Annotated in this window: 20 protein-coding genes; 13 read left to right on the plus strand and 7 right to left on the minus strand. The window is 47.5% G+C overall.

Annotated features, from left to right (window positions below; all coding sequences use genetic code 11):
- Positions 1-20: 20 nt before the first annotated feature.
- Both Y697_RS03260 and Y697_RS03265 read left to right on the plus strand, forming a co-directional pair.
- On the plus strand, positions 21-773 hold the full coding sequence (locus Y697_RS03260; RefSeq protein ID WP_121550244.1) for a PHP domain-containing protein: 753 nt from the start codon (positions 21-23) through the stop codon (positions 771-773).
- Positions 770-1,474, plus strand: a complete 705-nt coding sequence (locus Y697_RS03265) for a DUF2461 domain-containing protein (RefSeq protein WP_121550245.1) — start codon at positions 770-772, stop codon at positions 1,472-1,474. The genes Y697_RS03260 and Y697_RS03265 overlap by 4 nt, the downstream gene beginning before the upstream one ends.
- 10 nt (positions 1,475-1,484) lie before the next feature.
- Here the strand turns inward: Y697_RS03265 and wecB are convergent, their stop codons facing one another.
- Entirely contained in the window at positions 1,485-2,597 is a 1,113-nt protein-coding gene (gene wecB / locus Y697_RS03270; RefSeq protein WP_121550246.1) for a non-hydrolyzing UDP-N-acetylglucosamine 2-epimerase, read from the minus strand.
- A gap of 147 nt (positions 2,598-2,744) precedes the next feature.
- Here wecB and murJ point away from each other — a divergent pair, with 147 nt between their 5' ends.
- Entirely contained in the window at positions 2,745-4,259 is a 1,515-nt protein-coding gene (murJ, locus tag Y697_RS03275) for a murein biosynthesis integral membrane protein MurJ (protein ID WP_121550247.1), read from the plus strand.
- On the opposite strand, the gene Y697_RS03280 is transcribed toward murJ, so the two are convergent.
- Together Y697_RS03280 and Y697_RS03285 are read right to left on the minus strand one after the other, a co-directional pair.
- Positions 4,256-5,008, minus strand: a complete 753-nt coding sequence (locus Y697_RS03280) for a histidinol-phosphatase HisJ family protein (RefSeq protein WP_121550248.1) — start codon at positions 5,006-5,008, stop codon at positions 4,256-4,258. The genes murJ and Y697_RS03280 overlap by 4 nt on opposite strands.
- Before the next feature lie 3 nt (positions 5,009-5,011).
- Entirely contained in the window at positions 5,012-5,329 is a 318-nt protein-coding gene (locus Y697_RS03285) for a polyhydroxyalkanoic acid system family protein (protein ID WP_259462299.1), read from the minus strand.
- 77 nt (positions 5,330-5,406) lie between these two features.
- Here Y697_RS03285 and Y697_RS03290 point away from each other — a divergent pair, with 77 nt between their 5' ends.
- The 8 genes from Y697_RS03290 to Y697_RS03325 are packed head-to-tail and all read left to right on the plus strand — an operon-like array spanning position 5,407 to position 11,378.
- Positions 5,407-5,964, plus strand: coding sequence for a PolC-type DNA polymerase III (locus Y697_RS03290; protein ID WP_121550250.1), 558 nt, complete (start codon positions 5,407-5,409; stop codon positions 5,962-5,964).
- 2 nt (positions 5,965-5,966) lie between these two features.
- Complete coding sequence (locus Y697_RS03295) at positions 5,967-7,253, plus strand: PhoH family protein (RefSeq protein ID WP_121550251.1); 1,287 nt, start codon at positions 5,967-5,969, stop codon at positions 7,251-7,253.
- A 9-nt stretch (positions 7,254-7,262) separates the two neighbouring features.
- Positions 7,263-7,505, plus strand: coding sequence for a DUF4911 domain-containing protein (locus Y697_RS03300; RefSeq protein WP_121550252.1), 243 nt, complete (start codon positions 7,263-7,265; stop codon positions 7,503-7,505).
- Entirely contained in the window at positions 7,483-8,535 is a 1,053-nt protein-coding gene (locus Y697_RS03305) for a YqeG family HAD IIIA-type phosphatase (RefSeq protein WP_121550253.1), read from the plus strand. Before Y697_RS03300 ends, Y697_RS03305 begins: the two co-directional genes overlap by 23 nt.
- On the plus strand, positions 8,532-9,632 hold the full coding sequence (locus tag Y697_RS03310) for a GTPase (protein WP_121550254.1): 1,101 nt from the start codon (positions 8,532-8,534) through the stop codon (positions 9,630-9,632). The genes Y697_RS03305 and Y697_RS03310 overlap by 4 nt, the downstream gene beginning before the upstream one ends.
- Positions 9,633-9,653: 21 nt before the next feature.
- On the plus strand, positions 9,654-10,247 hold the full coding sequence (pduL, locus tag Y697_RS03315; protein WP_121550255.1) for a phosphate propanoyltransferase: 594 nt from the start codon (positions 9,654-9,656) through the stop codon (positions 10,245-10,247).
- Positions 10,247-11,041 (plus strand): DUF72 domain-containing protein, encoded by a 795-nt coding sequence (locus Y697_RS03320; protein WP_121550256.1) that lies wholly within the window; start codon positions 10,247-10,249, stop codon positions 11,039-11,041. Before pduL ends, Y697_RS03320 begins: the two co-directional genes overlap by 1 nt.
- A gap of 7 nt (positions 11,042-11,048) precedes the next feature.
- Positions 11,049-11,378, plus strand: a complete 330-nt coding sequence (locus Y697_RS03325) for a hypothetical protein (RefSeq protein WP_121550257.1) — start codon at positions 11,049-11,051, stop codon at positions 11,376-11,378.
- A 29-nt stretch (positions 11,379-11,407) separates the two neighbouring features.
- Here the strand turns inward: Y697_RS03325 and glgP are convergent, their stop codons facing one another.
- The 3 genes from glgP to rpmE all read right to left on the minus strand — a co-directional run bounded on the left by glgP (position 11,408) and on the right by rpmE (position 14,764).
- Positions 11,408-13,975 (minus strand): alpha-glucan family phosphorylase, encoded by a 2,568-nt coding sequence (gene glgP / locus Y697_RS03330; protein ID WP_121550258.1) that lies wholly within the window; start codon positions 13,973-13,975, stop codon positions 11,408-11,410.
- Between the two features lie 160 nt (positions 13,976-14,135).
- Complete coding sequence (locus Y697_RS03335) at positions 14,136-14,504, minus strand: S1 RNA-binding domain-containing protein (protein ID WP_121550259.1); 369 nt, start codon at positions 14,502-14,504, stop codon at positions 14,136-14,138.
- A 50-nt stretch (positions 14,505-14,554) separates the two neighbouring features.
- Positions 14,555-14,764, minus strand: coding sequence for a 50S ribosomal protein L31 (gene rpmE / locus Y697_RS03340; protein ID WP_121550260.1), 210 nt, complete (start codon positions 14,762-14,764; stop codon positions 14,555-14,557).
- 112 nt (positions 14,765-14,876) lie between these two features.
- On the opposite strand from rpmE, the gene Y697_RS03345 reads away from it, so the two are divergent.
- On the plus strand, positions 14,877-15,878 hold the full coding sequence (locus Y697_RS03345) for a ribonuclease (protein WP_259462285.1): 1,002 nt from the start codon (positions 14,877-14,879) through the stop codon (positions 15,876-15,878).
- Positions 15,859-16,869, plus strand: coding sequence for a tRNA preQ1(34) S-adenosylmethionine ribosyltransferase-isomerase QueA (queA, locus tag Y697_RS03350; RefSeq protein ID WP_121550261.1), 1,011 nt, complete (start codon positions 15,859-15,861; stop codon positions 16,867-16,869). Before Y697_RS03345 ends, queA begins: the two co-directional genes overlap by 20 nt.
- Before the next feature lie 75 nt (positions 16,870-16,944).
- Here queA and Y697_RS03355 read toward each other — a convergent pair whose 3' ends face one another.
- Positions 16,945-18,381, minus strand: a complete 1,437-nt coding sequence (locus Y697_RS03355; RefSeq protein WP_121550262.1) for an AI-2E family transporter — start codon at positions 18,379-18,381, stop codon at positions 16,945-16,947.
- Position 18,382 lies beyond the last annotated feature (1 nt).

The following is an 18,382-nucleotide window of genomic DNA, read 5'->3' on the forward strand; positions in this document are numbered from 1 at the left end:
ATAAATTGCGGAGATTTTGAATGATTGATATACACAATCACACAACTTTTTCAGACGGAAGGAATACTGTGGAGCAGGTAATACAGTCAGCAGTAGAAGCAGGGCTTCAGGTCATAGGTCTTTCAGATCATTTCGATCCTTATGTCTGTCAGGAAGTCTGCCTCCAGCCGGAAGAGATCAACGGTTATCTGAAGGAAATAAGAAGTTTCGATGGAGAACTTCCCATAAAAGTCCTTGCCGGTCTGGAACTCGGGCTGCAGTCTGAAGGGATTCTCTGGCCCGGAGAGGAGATGGATTACTACATCTACTCTGTTCACACTGTCCCTGGCAGGCCGGATCTGAAGAGTCTGGAAGATCCGTGGGAGATCTACCTTAAAGAAGCGATTCTCGCAGTCGATCTCATAGATAGGCCCGGTTTTTTTGGACACCTGGATTTTCTGAGGAGGCACATACCATTTGGTAGACCGCCGAAACCCGGACCGCTGATAGATCGTCTTCTCATGAAGTTGGTTTCGAATCATGTTGGGCTAGAAGTGAACACTTCGGGCTGGATGTATGGACTTGGAGATCCGTCACCTCAGTCGTGGGTAATCGAGAGGTATCTCGAACTGGGCGGCAATCTACTGACAATAGGATCTGACTCTCACAGAGCGTTGCAGGTCGGGAAATACAGCGTTCAGGCCGTTTCATTGCTCAGGGGAATTGGAGTGAAAGAGGTCTTCTATTGCGAGAACGGCAGTTACGTACCATTCAGAATTCTGGAGGAAGAATGACTGAAGAAGAGTTTTCAGGGTTTACCAGCGAGACGCTTTCATTCTTGATTGATCTGGGAATGAATAACAACCGCGCATGGATGGAAAGGAACAGGGATCGGTATCGCCGGGTATTGCTTGAACCATTCAGGAACCTCGTAAAAAGCTTCGGTCCTTTTATGGAGGATCTCGATCCATTTATCGAGATCAGCCCTCAAGTTGGGAAAACTATAAGCAGAATCAGCAGGGACGCGAGGCGGAACAAGGGAAAGCCTCCATACAGAACCAATATGTGGTTTACCTTCAGGGTTCCAGTTCAGGACTGGAAGGACTCTCCTGGCTTCTTCTTTGAACTCTTTCCCGACTGGTACAGATACGGAATGGGTTTCTACCTACCTTCGCGCGAGACGATGGCCAAGCTTCATGAAGAGATCTCGAAGAATCCCGACAGATTCATCGACAAAACCAGAATCCTTAGAGAGAGCGACTTTTCAGTGTTCGGAGATAAGTATAAGAGAAAAAGAAAGAGAGACGATGTTCCCGAAGAGTTGCTCGAGTGGTTCCAGTATAGAGATTTCTATATAGCTGCCAATCGCCAGGCCGATGAAGTCCTGCTTTCTTCGGCACTTGCGGAGCATCTGAAGATCGCGTTCTCCTCGCTTTCAGAGTTATATGAATACTTCTGGGAGCTGAAGATGAGAAAAAGCGAAGACTTGCCTTAGACAATCGGATCTAGAGATTATCACATAGATGCTTGACGATTCTCTGTGAGGCCTTACCGTCCCCGAAGGGATTTGTCGCCCTCGCCATCCGGGAGTATTCCTCCAAGTCGCTCAGAAGTCTGGCTGTCTCGCTGAACACTGCTTTTCTGTCGGTTCCTACGAGTTTTGCAGTCCCTGCCTGGATTGCTTCGGGCCTTTCAGTAGTGCGCCTGAGAACAAGGGTAGGCTTTCCAAGAGCGGGGGCCTCTTCTTGTATTCCGCCAGAATCGGTAAGTATCAGCCTTGATTTCTCCATAAGCGATACGAATGGCAGATAGTCGAGCGGGTCGGTCAAAACGATCCGGTCGTGTTTCTCCAGCTCTGGAAATACAATCTCTCTAACGACGGGGTTGAGATGAACGGGAAAGACGACCTTCAAATTCGGGAATTCGGCAAGGATGTCCTTAATGGCTTTCATAACCTCTCGCATCGGCTCGCCCCAATTCTCCCTTCTGTGCATCGTTACGAGAATGTACTCATCTCCCTCTACGCCTATGGTCTCCCGGTAGCCGGAAGTCAATTTGGACTTGTTATTAGTCACCCACAGCAATGCGTCGATCACAGTGTTGCCTGTCACGACCAATCGGTCTTCTCGAATGCCCTCCCTCATCAAATTCCTCTTTGCAGTTTCCGTCGGAGGATAGTGATAGGTAGAGATCACTCCGTTCAGCCTTCGGTTTATTTCTTCGGGGAAGGGATCATAAACGTTTTCGGTTCTGAGTCCGGCCTCTACGTGACCGACCGGAACTTTGTGGTAGAAAGAAACCAGTGCGCCTGCGAATGTAGATGTTGTGTCGCCCTGAACAAGAGTCGTATGGAAATCATTCTCCGAATAGATCTCATCAAGCTTGTCGATCAACCTGGAAGTAAGGTTCGCCAGAGACTGTCTCTGACGCATGATGTTCAGATCGAAATCCGGTTCAATACCGAAGAGAGAAAGAATCTGATCAAGCATCTCTCTGTGCTGCGCAGTAGCAATAACGACAGGCTTTAGAGGTGAATTCTTGAGGGCGAGGTAGACCGGAGCCATCTTCACAGCTTCGGGTCTGGTCCCGAAAATTAAAGCTACCTTTTTCATCTTCATCAGCCTTCAGGCCTTCCTCCCTTAAAACATTCGTAAGAGCCATTTCAGTATATCATAGTTCTCTCTTCTACTTATTTGAAGAGATCTCGACAAAGATCGCCTTTCTATCGCATCCTCCGTGTATTATAATCTTTTGTGGAGGTCTCTATGACGGCAAGCACAGCAAGAAGCACGGCTCTCTTTGCAATAGCAACCATGTTATCAAGGATAACGGGTCTCGCCAGAGACTCTCTGTTTGCAAACTACTTCGGTACGTCGGCTCAGTATGATGCCTATCTTGTTGCAATCATGATTCCCTTCTTTCTAAGGAAGATCTTTGCCGACGGTGCCATGACGATGGCTTTCGTTCCTCTTTTCAACGAAAAGCTGAAGAACTCCGGTAAGAGGGCTTTCATATTTGCCTCAACTGTTATGGTCTTCGTTTTGATCGTCTCCGGATCGATTTCGGCCGGTGGGATGGTTTTCTCCGAAGGGGTTGCCTCAATCTTCGCCGGCGGCTTCGATCAGGCTTCTCTTGAGCTGACATCAAGACTTATCAGAATCTCCTTTCCCTTCATTGTCCTTGTTTCTCTGTGGGCAGTTTACTGCGGAGTCCTGAACAGTCTCGATGCGTTTTTCATCGCGGCGATAACTCCCATGTTCATCAACCTCTCTACGATTGCTGGAATTCTGCTTTCAGCAAGGTTTTCTCCTCCGATCGTTGGCCCCACTATCGGCTTTCTGGCTGGAGGAGCGTTACAGCTCCTTGTTGTAGTTCTGGCGGCGCGATCAAAAGGCTTCGTCTTCAAGCCGGGATATAACAAGAGCGATGTAAAGGAATTCCTTATTCTCTTCCTGTTCTCGGCTATATCTCCGGCAATAAACGAGATCAATTCTTTTGTGGATATTCGAGTCTCAACCGAATTGGGAAGAGGAGCAGTTTCCAGCCTCGGGTACGCTCAGCGGCTCTATCAGCTTCCGCTTGGTGTCTTTGCCATTGCTGTGGCAACTGTGGCACTTCCTAAACTCTCTAAGCTGACTTCCGCAGATTCGAAGGATAGGTTCAGGAAATCTCTGTGGGATTCTCTGACGGTGCTCGCCTTCCTGATAATTCCTTCTACTCTTGGACTGCTTGTTCTGGGTGAAGGCATAGTGCGTCTTCTCTTTGAAAGGGGTTCATTCACCCCAGGCGATACTGCACTGACTACATCGCTTCTTTACGGTTATACTGTGGGACTGCCTTTCTATGGATCCTATGGTGTTCTCTCGAGAGCATATTATGCCAGAAAGAGTCCGAAGACTCCCACAATAATCTCGGCGATTATGGTAAGCGTGAACGTTGTTCTTGACATCGTGCTGGGCTTCACAATAGGACCTCTGGGCGTGGCTCTGGCTACCAGCGCTGCCGGGATAGCGGGGACCGTAATAGTCTCTGCTGCACTTCTAAAATGGACGGGATACGAAAAAGAGAACCTTATTGAAATAGTGAAGGTGATTCTTGCATCTTTAGTGATGTCAGCTCTGATGCTCCTGGGCAGAGTCTTCTTCGGAACCGGATATATTTCGACTCTGATCACACTCGTATCGGGAATAGGGGTGTACTTTCTACTCGCCAGAGCCCTCGGCCTGGGAAACCTGTTCAAGCTAAAGGATTTGCTTGGCAAGAACAAGAGAGGTCTTTAGCAGTTGTCAATTCGAAATGGCGTATAATTCATCTTTTCACAGTAGAAGATCTCTTTGATTCCGATTTCTCTCAGCAGTAAGACGGCATCTCCTATGTAACTGCCGACGTCTTCTCTTCGATGAGAATCTGAACCGATCGTGATCAGTCTGCCTCCAAGTGAGAGGTATCTCTCGATTATCCATTTCTGAGGACTCGGCTCTCTATATGGATGGCGCCAGCCGGAAGTGTTAATCTCAATCCCGATGCCGTTCCTTATAAGCCTATTCAATAACTCGTTCAGGAGAGTCTCGTTGTCTAGAGGTCTGTGTTCAGGAATGTATCTTCGAAGGAAATCGATGTGGCCGAAGAAGCCGGGTCCTTTAATCTCGGAAATCGCCTCAATTGACTCTTCTAGATACAGTGTCCAAACATTTCCGATATCTAGATCTCTTGTTCCCGGTATTCCGTGCACAGAGTATATGAAATAGTCGAAATCTCCTTCTGGAGGTATCCTGGCACACGACTGCAGACCTACTTCAAGTCCTGAGAGAATCTTCACACTCGAGTTCTCCTTCAGCCGGGAGAGATTCTTCAAATAGCCTTCGAGATCTCTAAGTCGATAACTGTATGGAAAGGAGGTGTCTAGATCATCGTGATCCGAGATCCCCACCACCTTCAGACCTTTGATGCAAGCTTCCTCAACAATCTCCTCCATAGGTGTACGACTGTCGGGTGAAAAAGAGCTGTGATTGTGAAGATCTACGGGCACCCCTCAATCACCTTCTTCAAGGATCTTCGTAAGCTCTGCCTTCAGTGTAGTCTCGATCTTCCCCCTGAAGGCCGTCAATGTGAACGGGAGCGTTCCGACGATTGATACACTATTGTCGGAGACCTTCAAGCAACCGTCTGTCTTCATGCCGGCCGCTTTCAGCTGGAATCTCAGGGAGTCGTCTTCCCAGAGAGAGTCGAGGGTGAACTTCCCTTTGAACTCCTTTTGTAGTTCTTCGATTTTTTCCACCAGCCTACTTTTGGCGCGATCGCTTCCGAGGCCGTGGCTGACAATCACCGTAAGCTCTTTCAAATCTATCACCTCACTCAATTGTATAGTAAAGAAGTAGTCAGGAGTGCAAGGCCTTCTCATGGTAGAATTTTTACGGAGGGTTTGAAATGAAAAAGATCTACTTAGTCATTGACACAGAGACCACGGGATCGAGTCCACTTGGAGGAGACAGAATACTCGAAATAGCGGCGATTCCAATATATGGGAATAAGATCTTGCAAAATTTGTCGTTCCAATCTCTTGTGAACCCGCTAGTCCTGATTCCGGCGCAGATTACCGGGATACATGGACTGAAGAATGAAGATGTCTCTGAAGAACCGACGATGGCCGAGGTTTTTCCGAGATTTCGTGACTACGTTGGTGGAGCGACTATCGTGGGTCATAATATCGTAAACGACATGACCTTCTTCGATATCGCTTCAAAGGAAACCGGAGTGCTTCCGCTGACCAACAACTATATTGATACTATTAGCATAGCACACGAGGTTTTTTCAGAGGGACCGTACAGCCTGAAGAGTATAGCCGGCAGGCTGAAGATTAGAGATGTACCCACTCACAGGGCGATGGACGATGCCAGAGTGACTGCAAAGGTTTTCCTGGCACTCGCGAGACGGCTTGGAGGTATTTCCGAGATGATCAAATACGAGAAGAAGTGGAGGGGTTAGGTTTGATAAAGAACTTTATACTCGATACCAACGTTCTTGTTCATGATCCTTATTGTTTCGAAAATTTCGAAGACAACAACATAATTATCCCTTTTCCCGTTCTTGAGGAAATAGACAAACTGAAAAAGAACTCCGGATCCGTTGGCCAGAATGCCAGAAAAGTAAATAGATTTCTTGATTCGCTTAGATCGAAAGGCAGGCTGACAGAAGGCGTAAGATTGGAGTCTGGAGGTACGCTTCGAATTGCGGTATTTGATGAATTCAAGAGCAAGCTTCCTCCGTTTGCCGCAAACAATTACAAAGACAATGCAATCCTGCTGTACATGATGGAGCTCAGTCACATGGACAAACTGCCCGTCATTCTGGTCAGCAAAGACATAAACATGCGTGTGAAGGCCGATATTATGGGTCTTAAGGCCGATGATTACCTTCACGACAAAGTGGAAATCGACGATAAGCTGTCGGGAATAAACATCGTAGACAATCCCTCCCTCAGGGATAAGTTCATCGACCGGGACGAACTATCGGCAGACGAACTTCCCGAACCTGTCGGAGCAAATGAATTCGTGGACTTTGGCAGAGAGATCTTTGGAAGGGTTTCTCCCGACGGCGAGAGAGTTGTCCCGCTTGAAATTACTATGGAAACAAGTAGTTGGGGGATAATGCCCCGGAACAACGAACAGATGATGGCAATGGAGCTGTTGCTTGACGACGACGTGAGGGTAGTCTTCATTCCCGGTATGGCTGGAACTGGCAAGACGCTGATCTCTCTTGCCTGCGGATTGAGAAAGGTTGTTGACGAGAAAAAGTATGAAAGGCTTATGGTTGCCAGGCCGATCATCCCTATGGGACAGGATATTGGTTATCTTCCCGGCTCCATGGAAGAGAAGATTGATCCCTGGATGACCCCAATTTACGACAACCTCTATATGCTGTTCAACAACCGCCATACGGATCTGGAAGTATTCCTGAAGAAGGGTGAGCAACTTCAGGTGGAAGTTCTCAGCTACATAAGGGGAAGGTCCATACCGAACCAGTATTTCATAATCGACGAGGCTCAGAACCTCTCACCCCATGAGATCAAGACGATAATTACCAGAGTGGGGGAAAACACTAAGATAGTCATTATAGGAGACCCCTATCAGATTGACAATTCCTACCTCGATGCATACAGCAACGGACTTACATATGCTGCTTCGAGGTTGACAGACAAATCACTGGCGGGCCATATAACCCTGACTAAGGGTGAGCGTTCAGAACTTGCCAGCCTAGCGGCCGAACTGCTGTGAGGTCCTAATATGAATAAAACAGTGGAGTACGATCTCTTTGTCAGAATAAGGCCCGAAGATATTCATGTGCTCTGCTACATTGCCGAAGCCGAAGACAATCTAATGAACATCAGGCATGTCACAGATGAGGGCCTTCTCAAAATTATCGTTCCCGCAGATCTTCTTGATGAAGTGAAGAGCTTTCTGAAGAGCATTAGAAACCGTATCGATCTGGAAGTGGTGGAGATTCGTGCGAATCCTGGACATACTTGATAGCGCAGTACCAAACGACAAGGCGGAAAATGTCAGAGAAGTGGACTATGAAAGACTCCAGAAGCTCGGGTACAATACAATTCTCTTTGATTACGACAATACCATTGCAGTTTGGAGAGAGCCTTTCGATATGCGGAACAAACCCGTAATCGATAACCTAATCTCTTCAGGTATGAAGGTCGGCGTTGTAACCAACGGGCCCCAATCGAGAGTTAAGAATCTCAAGGATCTCTTTGGGGAAGAGCTGAAGGTATACCACTCGATGAGAAAGCCGGGCACGAAGGAACTGAGGAAGGTTCTTAGCGACATGAAATCGAGACCCGAAAAGACGGTCATAATTGGAGATCTCTTTTTCACAGACATTATTGCCGGAAATAGAATGGGTATGTATTCGATCCTTGTGGCGCCGCTGGTCGATATAAGCCAGAAGTGGTACAAGAGGTTGTTGGGGAAGATCACCATTGCCGCATATCTTGTATTCTTCTTCACAATTGGCTGGGTCTTCAGATTGGGAAGGCTGGCCACCCCACATCTCTTTGCCAATAGTGTAATGGATATAGATTTCGATTCTCTGAAGGAGTCCGGTCACAGACTCGTCATATTCGATTTCGACAACACTCTAGAGAGCTGGGGGGCAAGTACCGTCTCAAAAGAGAAGCGGTTGCTCCTGAACAGAGTTGAACGACTTGGTCTGAACATACTTCTGATTTCTAACGGGAAGGCCGACAGGCTCGGCAAAATAGACGAGGAACTCGATACAATTAAGGTTATTAGCCGGGCAAGGAAACCGTTGACATTCAAATCGAAACGAGTTTTGAAGGACTATGGAGTACCTCCGTACAAGACAGTAGTTGTCGGCGACCAGCTCTTTACGGATATTATCATGGGAAACCTTCTCGGAGCATACACGGTTAAAGTCGAACCGATCTCTGAAAAGGAGTTCTTCTGGACGAAGCTGGTCAGGAGAGTAGAGCGGATTCTCTTAAGCAAAATGAGGAAGCATCCCGAAGTGGAGGCGCTTGACAAATGAAATGTAATGGGTGCGGTGTTGAGCTGCAGCATGAGGACCCGGCCGGTTTGGGATACATATCCGAGTCGGTTATGGAATCAAGGTTCAATTCAGGAAAGGAGATCCTGTGTCGAAGATGTTTCCTTATGAAGCATTATAGTTCGCTGCCAGAGGGTAATATGGTTGCTCATTCGCTTGAGAATATGAAGGAGTATCTCCGTCTCGCTCACGATGTAATCTATGTAATTGATATCTCAGACTTTGACGGGACCTTCAGGAGGGACATCACGGACCTCCTGAAAGATCATTCCGTTCACTACATTCTGAACAAAATCGATCTGCTTCCCAGAGAGGTTAAAGTGGATGAAATGAGAGACTGGGCCTCGGGCATTCTCAAGGCGCCGGTGAGCAGAGTTAGGCCTGTCTCGGTTTTGGGACAATACGGACTGAACTCGCTTTTCGCCTATCTAAAATCCAGTGCGTGTGAGTACGTTTCGGTAGGAGTTACCAACGTTGGGAAGTCCTCACTCCTTAATGGTTTGATGCGTTCCGAAAAGATAACAGTCAGTCGTTTTCCCGGAACAACGGTAGAGGTGACATCGAGGACACTGTACAACTCTTCGGTTACCATTTACGATACTCCGGGAATATTCACGGAAGACAGATTGACCGATCTTCTGAGCGTTGAAGATCAGAGTAGATTTCTTCCCCGCAAGAAGCTGGTCAGATCGACCTTTCAATTCCACGAAGCCCGAACCGTTTTTCTGAGTGGGTTTGTGCGAATAGATGCGAAGAATGAGACCGATCCAGTGGGGATATTACATACCTTTGTTCCGGAGAGTGTTTCAGTCCATGAGACTAACTCGAATACCGGGGTCGAGGAATGGGATAGATGGTTTGGAGGAATTTTGAAACCTCCTTTTTCTAGTTCCGCAAGGAGTGAGTATAAGTGGAAGAGTGAGAAATTCAGACTGAGAACCGGTCAGGAGCTTCACATTTGCGGCCTTGGCTGGATAAACGTCGCTAAAGGTCCGATAACACTTGTTCTTACTACTCCGGAAAGCGTAACCCTGAAAGTGAGAAAGGGACTAGTCGGTCCGAAAAAATTCAAGAAGTGAAGATAACTGGAGGTGTATTTTGTGAAGCTTAAGCAACCGGCAATCAAGGCAGGCGTTTCAAACCGCCATCTTCATTTGAGTGCGGAAGATATCGAAAGACTCTTCGGCAAGGGTCATAAACTAACTCCTATAAAAGATCTCGGTCAACCCGGGCAGTACGCCTGTGATGAAAAAGTGATTCTTGTCGGTCCAAAGGGAGCAATCACGGGAGTAAGGGTACTGGGTCCCGCGAGAAAGGCCACTCAGATAGAGGTATCGAGAACCGACGCTTTTTCCCTGGGAATAAAGCCGCCCATAAAGGATTCCGGTGACCACACGGATACTCCCGGCCTGACGATTGTCGGTCCTAAAGGAACTGTCGTTCTTGATTCCGGAGTGATGCTCGCCAAGAGGCATATTCACATGACACCCGAGGACGCCAGGGTATATGGAGTAGAGGACAAGGAGATAGTAATGGTTTACGCCGAGGGTGCCGGAACGCGAAGAGTGATCTTCGACGACGTTCTTGTTAGAGTGCACTCGAGTTACGCTCTGGAATTCCATGTCGATGTGGATGAAGCAAATGCTGTAATACTGAACAACAACGATCCAGTATTCATTATTGAGGAGTTATAGTGGTCTATCTTGGGACGAGCGGCTACTCATTTCCCGACTGGGTGGGAACGGCTTACCCTTCAGGGATCAGCTCTTCCCAGATGCTTAGATACTACCATTCAGTATGGAGATTCAACTCTGTTGAACTGAATTTCACATATTATCGGATGCCATCTATCAAGACAATCACTGGCATCCTAAGGAAGATACCCGGAGAGATGACATTTGCAGTCAAAGCACCGGGACAGGCGACGCATGATCTATGGAAGGGCGATTCCGGAGAGTTGAGAAAAGTATCCGGTGAATTCTACCAGGCTCTTCAACCCATGCGGGAGGAGGGTAGGCTGGGGCCGGTACTCTTCCAGTTCCCGTGGTCGTTCAAATTCAATGAGAGAAACAGGGAGTATATTGAAGAGATCGCCGGATCTTTCGACCCTGATAGTAATCTCCTGGCCTTCGAATTCAGACACGATAGCTGGGCAAATGAAGCGGCCTTCGAAGCGGTCGAGGAGGCGGGCGGAATACCTGTAACCGTTGACGAACCGATTATCGGCGGCTTGTTTCCTTATATACCCAGGGCAGGTCTTAGGGGTGCTTACTTCCGCTTTCACGGAAGAAATCCCGACTGGTTCAACAGCAACGGAAGTGAACGATACAATTACGATTACTCGGAAGATGACTTGAGAAGTTTTGCCATCGATGTGCTAGAATTTCATAAACGCGATCTACCTGTCTTTGTTTTCTTTAATAATTGCTACATGGGAAGAGCAGTACACAACGCTCTTCTTCTGAAAGACCTGTTAGGAGGTGCCTGAATTAACAATGACTTTTCCTGATTACATAAATGTGGTTCTGAGGATGATAGCCGAGGGAAACGAGAGTCATGAGATTTACGAGCAGCTGCAGAAGCTTGGATTGAGAGAAGTAGAGATTACTGAAGTATACAACGCGGTGATCGGAATGATCACATCGGGTTCGGAATCGACGGAGATTATTCTCGATGGCGATTACAACCCAAGAAAGAGAGTCTTTCTAGAAGAAGAACTCAAGGCGATCATGACCGTTCCCGGTCTTTACAAATCGCTTCTATGGGGCGACATCACTCCTGGGGATTTCGAAAGGACTCTATCCGATTTCTCAGCCAATAACTAGAAAAAACCCGCCTGAAAGGCGGGCTTTTCTTATACGATCCATTTTGCAACGGGTATGAAGTATCTGTCAGGCAGTTTTTGAGGGTTCGGGATCACTCTGATTGTGTACGCCAGATTACCCTCTTCGGCTACGACGAATTTCCCGCCGTATACGTATTCGCCGTGGACGTCCTCTTTAATCAGCTTCATTGGATAGAGACTGAAGCTGTCCATCTCACCTTCGTCATTCATCTTCGCCACGAAAATCTCAGCTTGAACCTCAGATGGGTCTAGAGTTCCGAGGTAGATGTTTGCCGAGAGTGCGATCTCCTGCCCGACCTTAATCGATTTTGCAGAAGACTCGGCCTGCACATTGGGCTTTATTCTTATAGCATTCCAGCTGGCACTGAACTTGTCTTTCCAGACTGCAACGCTCTTCGCAAGTTTGTAACCGTCTCTCTCGGCCTCTACAGACAGGTCGGCGGCGGGGAAATAGAGGTCGGTGGCATACTCTGCAATCATCCTGTGAGTATTGAATCTGCTGCCGATTTCCTTGATGGAGCTCTTCATCTTCTTCGCCCAGTCCCTAGCTACGCCTTCCTCATCTCTCGAGTAGTAAAGAGGGATTATCTCCTTCTCAAGCGTGCTGTAGATCGACACAGAGTCTATCCTGTCCTGAAGTTCGTGGTCTCTGTAGTCTCTGTTATCGCCGATAGCCCAGCCGTTTTCTCCGTTGAAACCTTCCACCCACCAGCCATCGAGGACGCTGAAGTTAAGAACTCCATTCATTCCGGCTTTTTCACCGCTCGTTCCGCTCGCTTCGTGGGGTCTTCTAGGTGTATTTAGCCAGATATCCACACCGCTTACCAAGTGTCGAGCGATATTCATGTCGTAATTTTCGACTATTATCACCCGGCTTTTGAATTCCGGTGTTCTGGAGATCTCATACAATTTCCTTATCAGTTCTTTTCCAGGATCGTCTGCCGGATGGGCCTTACCTGCGAAAACAAATTGAACCGGTCTTTCGGAGTTCGCGATTATCGACTTCAGTCTGTTAATGTCTTTGAAGATCAGCGTTGCGCGCTTGTATGTGGCAAATCTCCTTGCAAATCCAATAGTGAGAACATCTTCAGGCAGGGCTTCCTCGACCTCCAGAAGGTCTTCTATGGTCTCGCCCAGTCTCATCCTCTGTCTCTTTAACCTTCCCTGCAGAAAGCCTCTTGCTCTGGATTTCAGTGACATGTGTAGCTCCCAGATCTCGCTCTCCGGTATCTTGTCGACCCCTTCCCAGATCTCCGGGTCATAGACTCTCTCATGCCAGCCTTCGGGAAGGTACTTGTCCAGCAACTCGACCAGGTTCGGGTTCAGCCAAGTCCAGATGTGCACTCCGTTTGTCACATGAGTTATCGGAACCTCTACCGCGGGCAGATCCGGGTAGATGTGATTCCAAAGATTCCTGCTGACTCTTCCATGAAGCTGGCTGACTCCATTAGCAAGAGCAGAAAGCCTGAGCGCAAGGACCGTCATGCTGAAGTGCTGCCCGCCGCCCTGGAGTTTTTCGATGCCGAGGTTCAAGAATTCATCCCTATCGGCGTGCATCTTACTCCAGAAATCGCGGAAGTACTTGTCAATCATATCAAGGGTAAACGTATCATTACCGGCAGGCACCGGCGTATGTGTTGTGAAGACGTTGCCGGATTTTACAATCATCGATGCGGTCGAAAACTCTATCGAATTCTTCTGGACCAGTTCTCTAATTCTCTCGAGGGACAAGAAAGCCGCATGGCCTTCATTCATATGCCATGCATTTGGCGAGTAACCCAGCATTCTAAGGGCCCTCACTCCGCCGATGCCGAGAAGAATCTCCTGCTGTATCCTGGTTTCACGATCGCCTCCATAGAGCGTACCGGTAATCTTTCGGTCTTCGGGTTCATTTTGAGGAATGTCCGTGTCCAATAGATAAAGAGATGTCCTGCCGATTTCGGCCTTCCAGATCTTCGCCCATACCTTTCTCCCCGGAAAGTCTATGTTAACGAAAACCTCATCTCCGGCCTTATCTAGTGCAGGAACTACGGGAAAATCCTCAAACTCGTAGGAGTGATAAATGTTTTGCTGCCAACCAGACTCGTCGATTCTCTGTTCGAAGTATCCGTTCCTGTATAGAAGTCCTACAGCAACGAAATTAAGTCCCATGTCGCTGGCCGTTTTCAGGTGGTCTCCGGCCAGAATGCCGAGGCCTCCAGAATAAATTGGAAATGATTCGTGAAATCCATACTCCGCGCAGAAATAAGCAATGCACTGCTCCTTTCTGTCCGGGTGTTCCCTCTCCATCCACGTGTCTTTTCCACCCATGTATTTATCGAACTCTTTTACGGTGTTCTCATACATCTTGATAAACTCTTTGTCTTCTGCCAGCTCATACAATCTAGTCTGGCGTACCCTGCGGAGAAGCCTTACGGGGCTTCGCTTTTCCTGATACCACATCTCTGGGTCTATGTATTTGAACATCTGTTGAGCATGGTAATTCCAGCTCCACCATAGGTTCTTTGACAGTTCTTCGAGTCTGCTCAGCTTCTCTGGCAATCTCGGTACCGCCATGACTCTTTCGAGGAAGTACATCAGAATAACCTCCTATTTTGGCATCTATGTACAATTATACCTTTTCATACGCTACTGTGCTTTCTTATGATGCTCTCACTCGTCTTTGCTAGCTCTTTCGCCGTCTAACAAAAAAAGGGAGCTCAGCTCCCTCTATTCTATTTCACGATACTTTCGATTTTTATGGTCTTTTACGGATACCTCTTTTCTTGTCGAGTCTTCTCTTAAAGGCGGAGATCTTTTCGCCGCTATCCCTCATGAACTTGGCCAGTTTCTTTTCGAAGTCTTGACTTGACGGTCCTTCATCAGAGCCTTTGCTCTTCAAATCCTTGATCGAGAGCTCCCACTTTCCGTCCTTTGTCGTCCCAAGAACCTTTGCCTCTACTTTCTGACCAACTTTGAGATAGTCTTCAATGTTCTTCACGTACTCTCTTGCCACTTTGGAAATATGAATGAACCCTTCCTCGCCGCTTTCAAGATTTACGTACGCTCCGAATTTCTTGACAGAAGTTACATTACCCTCAACAACGGTACCCACTTTCACACTCACATGACTAACCTCCAATTGACTATATACTTGAGGGAGCGCAAAGCGCTAACTCAGTAATTGTCTCCGTATTTGTTTCTGAACTTCTGAACTCTTCCTTCAGTGTCGAGAATCATTGAAGATGCGTCTCCACGGAAGTAGGGATGGCAGCTCGAACAAAGGTCAACCTTTATGGTGTCCTTGGTAGAATAAAACTTGTGTTCTGCGCCACAGGTACACTTTACAGTAATCAGTTTCATCTCTGGGTGCATCTCTTTTTTCATCGGGGCTTCACCTCTTCCTGTTGTAATTTGCACAAAACTCATTATATCATAGAGAGGAAAGCGTGTCAAAGACTTACTTGTGGCAAACGCTAGCACAGATGGGAGAATAGTGATGATTAATGACATACAAAACCATTTGAAAGAAGCTGCTTCTTCGGAGGGCTTCTACAGTTATTACGGAAAGAGAAAGGAAAGCCTTCGAAGGCTTTCCAGTGGTCTCCGAAAGAATCCCGTTAGCAGTGCGATAATCGAGAAGGTCACGAAGATGATCCCCGGCCTCACAAGCCTATCCTATGAAGAAATCGAGTTTTCTATCGACATACTGAGAGAGCGAGACAGAGAACCGGAAGAGAGAGTGCAATACGTATCTTCGCTTTCCGCGGCATCGGTTGCCGATATTGCTCAATTGCTCTTCTTGATCGATCCGAGAAACAATCCGCCTGTTAATGGGAGGGTCAGAAAGAAGATCAAGTCTATAGACGATTACAGAAAGTGGCTTTCAAATGCAAGATCGATTGGAAAGTACGGAATTCAGGACTATATAATGCTTGAAGCGGCACTCCTTTACGAAAAGCCGGAGGTTGCCGGGAGATCCGGTCTTGCCGACAGGATAAGTAGAGTGTTGCACACCAATATCTCGGAGCTTGAGACTCTGCGAAACGCAGTCACTTCTCTTTCAAAGTCGGCGAGAAGAGAACTTGGCAATCTGAAGTTCACACACCCTTACGTGAAGAGTGCGATTTTCTCGCGTCGTTCCAGAACCGTTGTTGTTGACGGCAGTAACATAGTTTTTTCTATGAGTGATCACGCAGATTTGAACAGAATAGACGATCTCTTTCTCAGGATGTCTTCGTGCAGGATTGCTTTGTTTCCTTACAGGATAATCTTTGATGCAAATATCAGATTTACTCTGGGCGGTTTCCAGCAAGAGAATCTGAACAGGCTGCTTTCCTTGCCGCAAGTGGAGACTTACTCGCCAGCCGATGATAGAATTATCTTCCTGGCCAGAGAAAACAATTCTGCCGTGATAAGCTACGACAGATTTCTCGATCATGGGGTTTCCGACATAACGATAATAAGGCCGGAGGAAATAGATGAAAGTCTCAGAGTTTGATTACGATCTCCCAGAAGAACTGATCGCCCAGGAGCCCGCCGTTCCGAGAGACAGTTCTAAACTAATGGTTGTGGAAAGGAAGAGCGGTGTTCTGGAACACAGAGTGTTCGCCGAAATCGTCGAATTTCTCCGCCCCGGCGATGTCGTTGTGCTAAACAACAGCCGCGTTATTCCTGCAAGGCTGCTTGGGATGAAGGATACTGGAGCAAAAGTAGAGGCCGTGCTGATAGAAAGAGTTGGCCGGGGCCTCTGGAAAGCAATAGTTAGACCCGGATCAAAGATTAAGCCTGGAAATGAGTTGCTGTTCAGTGGGATTTCATGCAGAGTTGTTGAACGCTGCGAAGATTCAGGCAGGATTCTCGATTTCCATGGGGCCAGCGATGAAGAGATCAAAGAATCTGGCTTGCTTGCGATTCCCCCGTATATTCAGACTTACCCGGAGAATCCAGAATCTTACCAGACGGTCTACTCGCGGCCGGAAGGTTCAGTAGCGGCCCCTACCGCAGGTCTTCACTTCACTGAGAGCCTGCTTGAGACGCTCGCCGGCAAGGGGGTCGCGGTTGAGTTCATCACGCTTCATGTCGGTATCGGAACTTTCAGACCGGTGAAATCGGAGCTTATAGAAGAACACAAAATGCATGGAGAATACTACACGGTATCTCCTGAAGCCGCAGCGACGATCAACGAGGCCAAGGCCGATAAGAGAAGAATTATTGCCGTCGGTACTACGACCGTAAGGACTCTGGAAAGCATATTCGCTCGCCACGGCTCAGTAGTGAGTGATAGCGGCCAGACAAATATATTTATCTATCCCCCTTATGATTTCAAGATTATCGATTCTCTTGTCACAAACTTTCACCTTCCGAAATCGACTCTACTGATGTTGGTTTCGGCATTTGCCGGAAGAGAGTTGATTCTCTCGGCATATAGAGAAGCCATTTCAAGGAGATACAGATTCTTCTCCTTCGGCGATGCCTGTCTCCTATTGTAGGTGACTCTTTGAAATGAGGGGCCTTTTCAACAAATCGTCGGCACGGAATATCGCTTTACCCGGAAACCCGCTGAATCAATCTTCTTCTTCAAGCATCGGTGAGAAAAAGTGGATCCACATCATTTTCAGGATTATTGCAAACGGTACGGCCACAATCGCTCCAAAAAGTCCCAGCAGCTGTCCTGCCACAACGATCATCAAGATGATTATTACCGGGTTGATTCTATTGTAGCCTTTCATGAATACAAGGAAAAGGATGAAGGCCGCCGCGTGAACAATCACCAGGATTATCAGAAGCACGAGAACGAGAACGAGATTCTGAGTGGAAACGGCCAACAGGAAGAGTGGAATGAATTCAAGCGGGACTCCCACGATGGGTATAAGATTGGTAAAGGCGGCCCACAGGCCCATCAAGAGACTGTACTTCAGACCCATTGACCGGACCACTATGCCGACCACCACGCCGACAATCAGGGCAATCACGACTACCGAAATCACATACCTTTCGAGATTCTTGTAAGTATCGGACAGGAAACTCAATGCGGTGCCGCGTACTCTTTTCGGGTAGAACTTCGGCGTGAACTCCTTGACCGAGAGGAAGTAGTAGCTTAGATAGATTGCACCCACTATTGTGAAGAATAATACCAGCCCCGTACTCGTTACGAAACTGGGCACCTTTTCCAGTATCCCCGGAAGGAATTTCATAAGGCTGTTCTGCACCTGAATGAGGAAATTTCTTACGCTTTCGTAAGTTGCCCTCCTCCTTGCCGGATCGATGTTCTTCGGCATGAAGTATTCAACTACATCCTTCCACAGTTCTTGCGACTGAACCAGCATTGCATTGTCCATGACGTTAGTTGAAAGCGATTCCGTCGCTTCGGGATTCAGATATTTCGATACAATCCCGACTATCTCATCGAAAAGGGGCTGTCTTCGATTACTGCTGCTTATAATCACAAGATAGTCGCTTCTCTCCTTCAGGCTTTCCTCAAGCAAGGAGAGATCCTTTTCCAGGTTTCCCGCATTGGACGGCAGCGGTTTCAACAGATCCGAGTAGTAGTCTTTCAAATCTTTAGAGACCAGATCAAGAGATTCGATCTCTTCGGCGGAAAGCTTTTCCAGCAGATCTTCATCGGAAAGAAACCTGTCGATGTTCGCATTCACTTCGAAAGAGGTAATTTCAGCCTCCTGAACGGAAGGGAAGAAATCTCTTACAATATTGTAGAATTTGGATGCTTCTTTTGCCACAGGAGTCGTAAGAAAGACGATAAGCAGTACTAAACCTGCAAAAATTACCGTTAATCCTATGCCAAGCGAGATCGAACGCTTGATTTTCAAATATCGCTGCGCAAATCTAGCCCACGGCTCAAGTACCATAACCACGGTGAACGTCGCAAAGAGAATCACGGCAGTCCTCAGTGAAACGGAGAACACAGCGAAACAGATAGCCAGGTAGAACAGCGTGAACAGCGCAGCTTGAAAACGAGGTTTCTTTAAAATCTCTCGACTCACA

The organism is Mesotoga sp. BH458_6_3_2_1, assembly GCF_003664995.1.
Taxonomy (GTDB): Bacteria; Thermotogota; Thermotogae; order Petrotogales; family Kosmotogaceae; genus Mesotoga.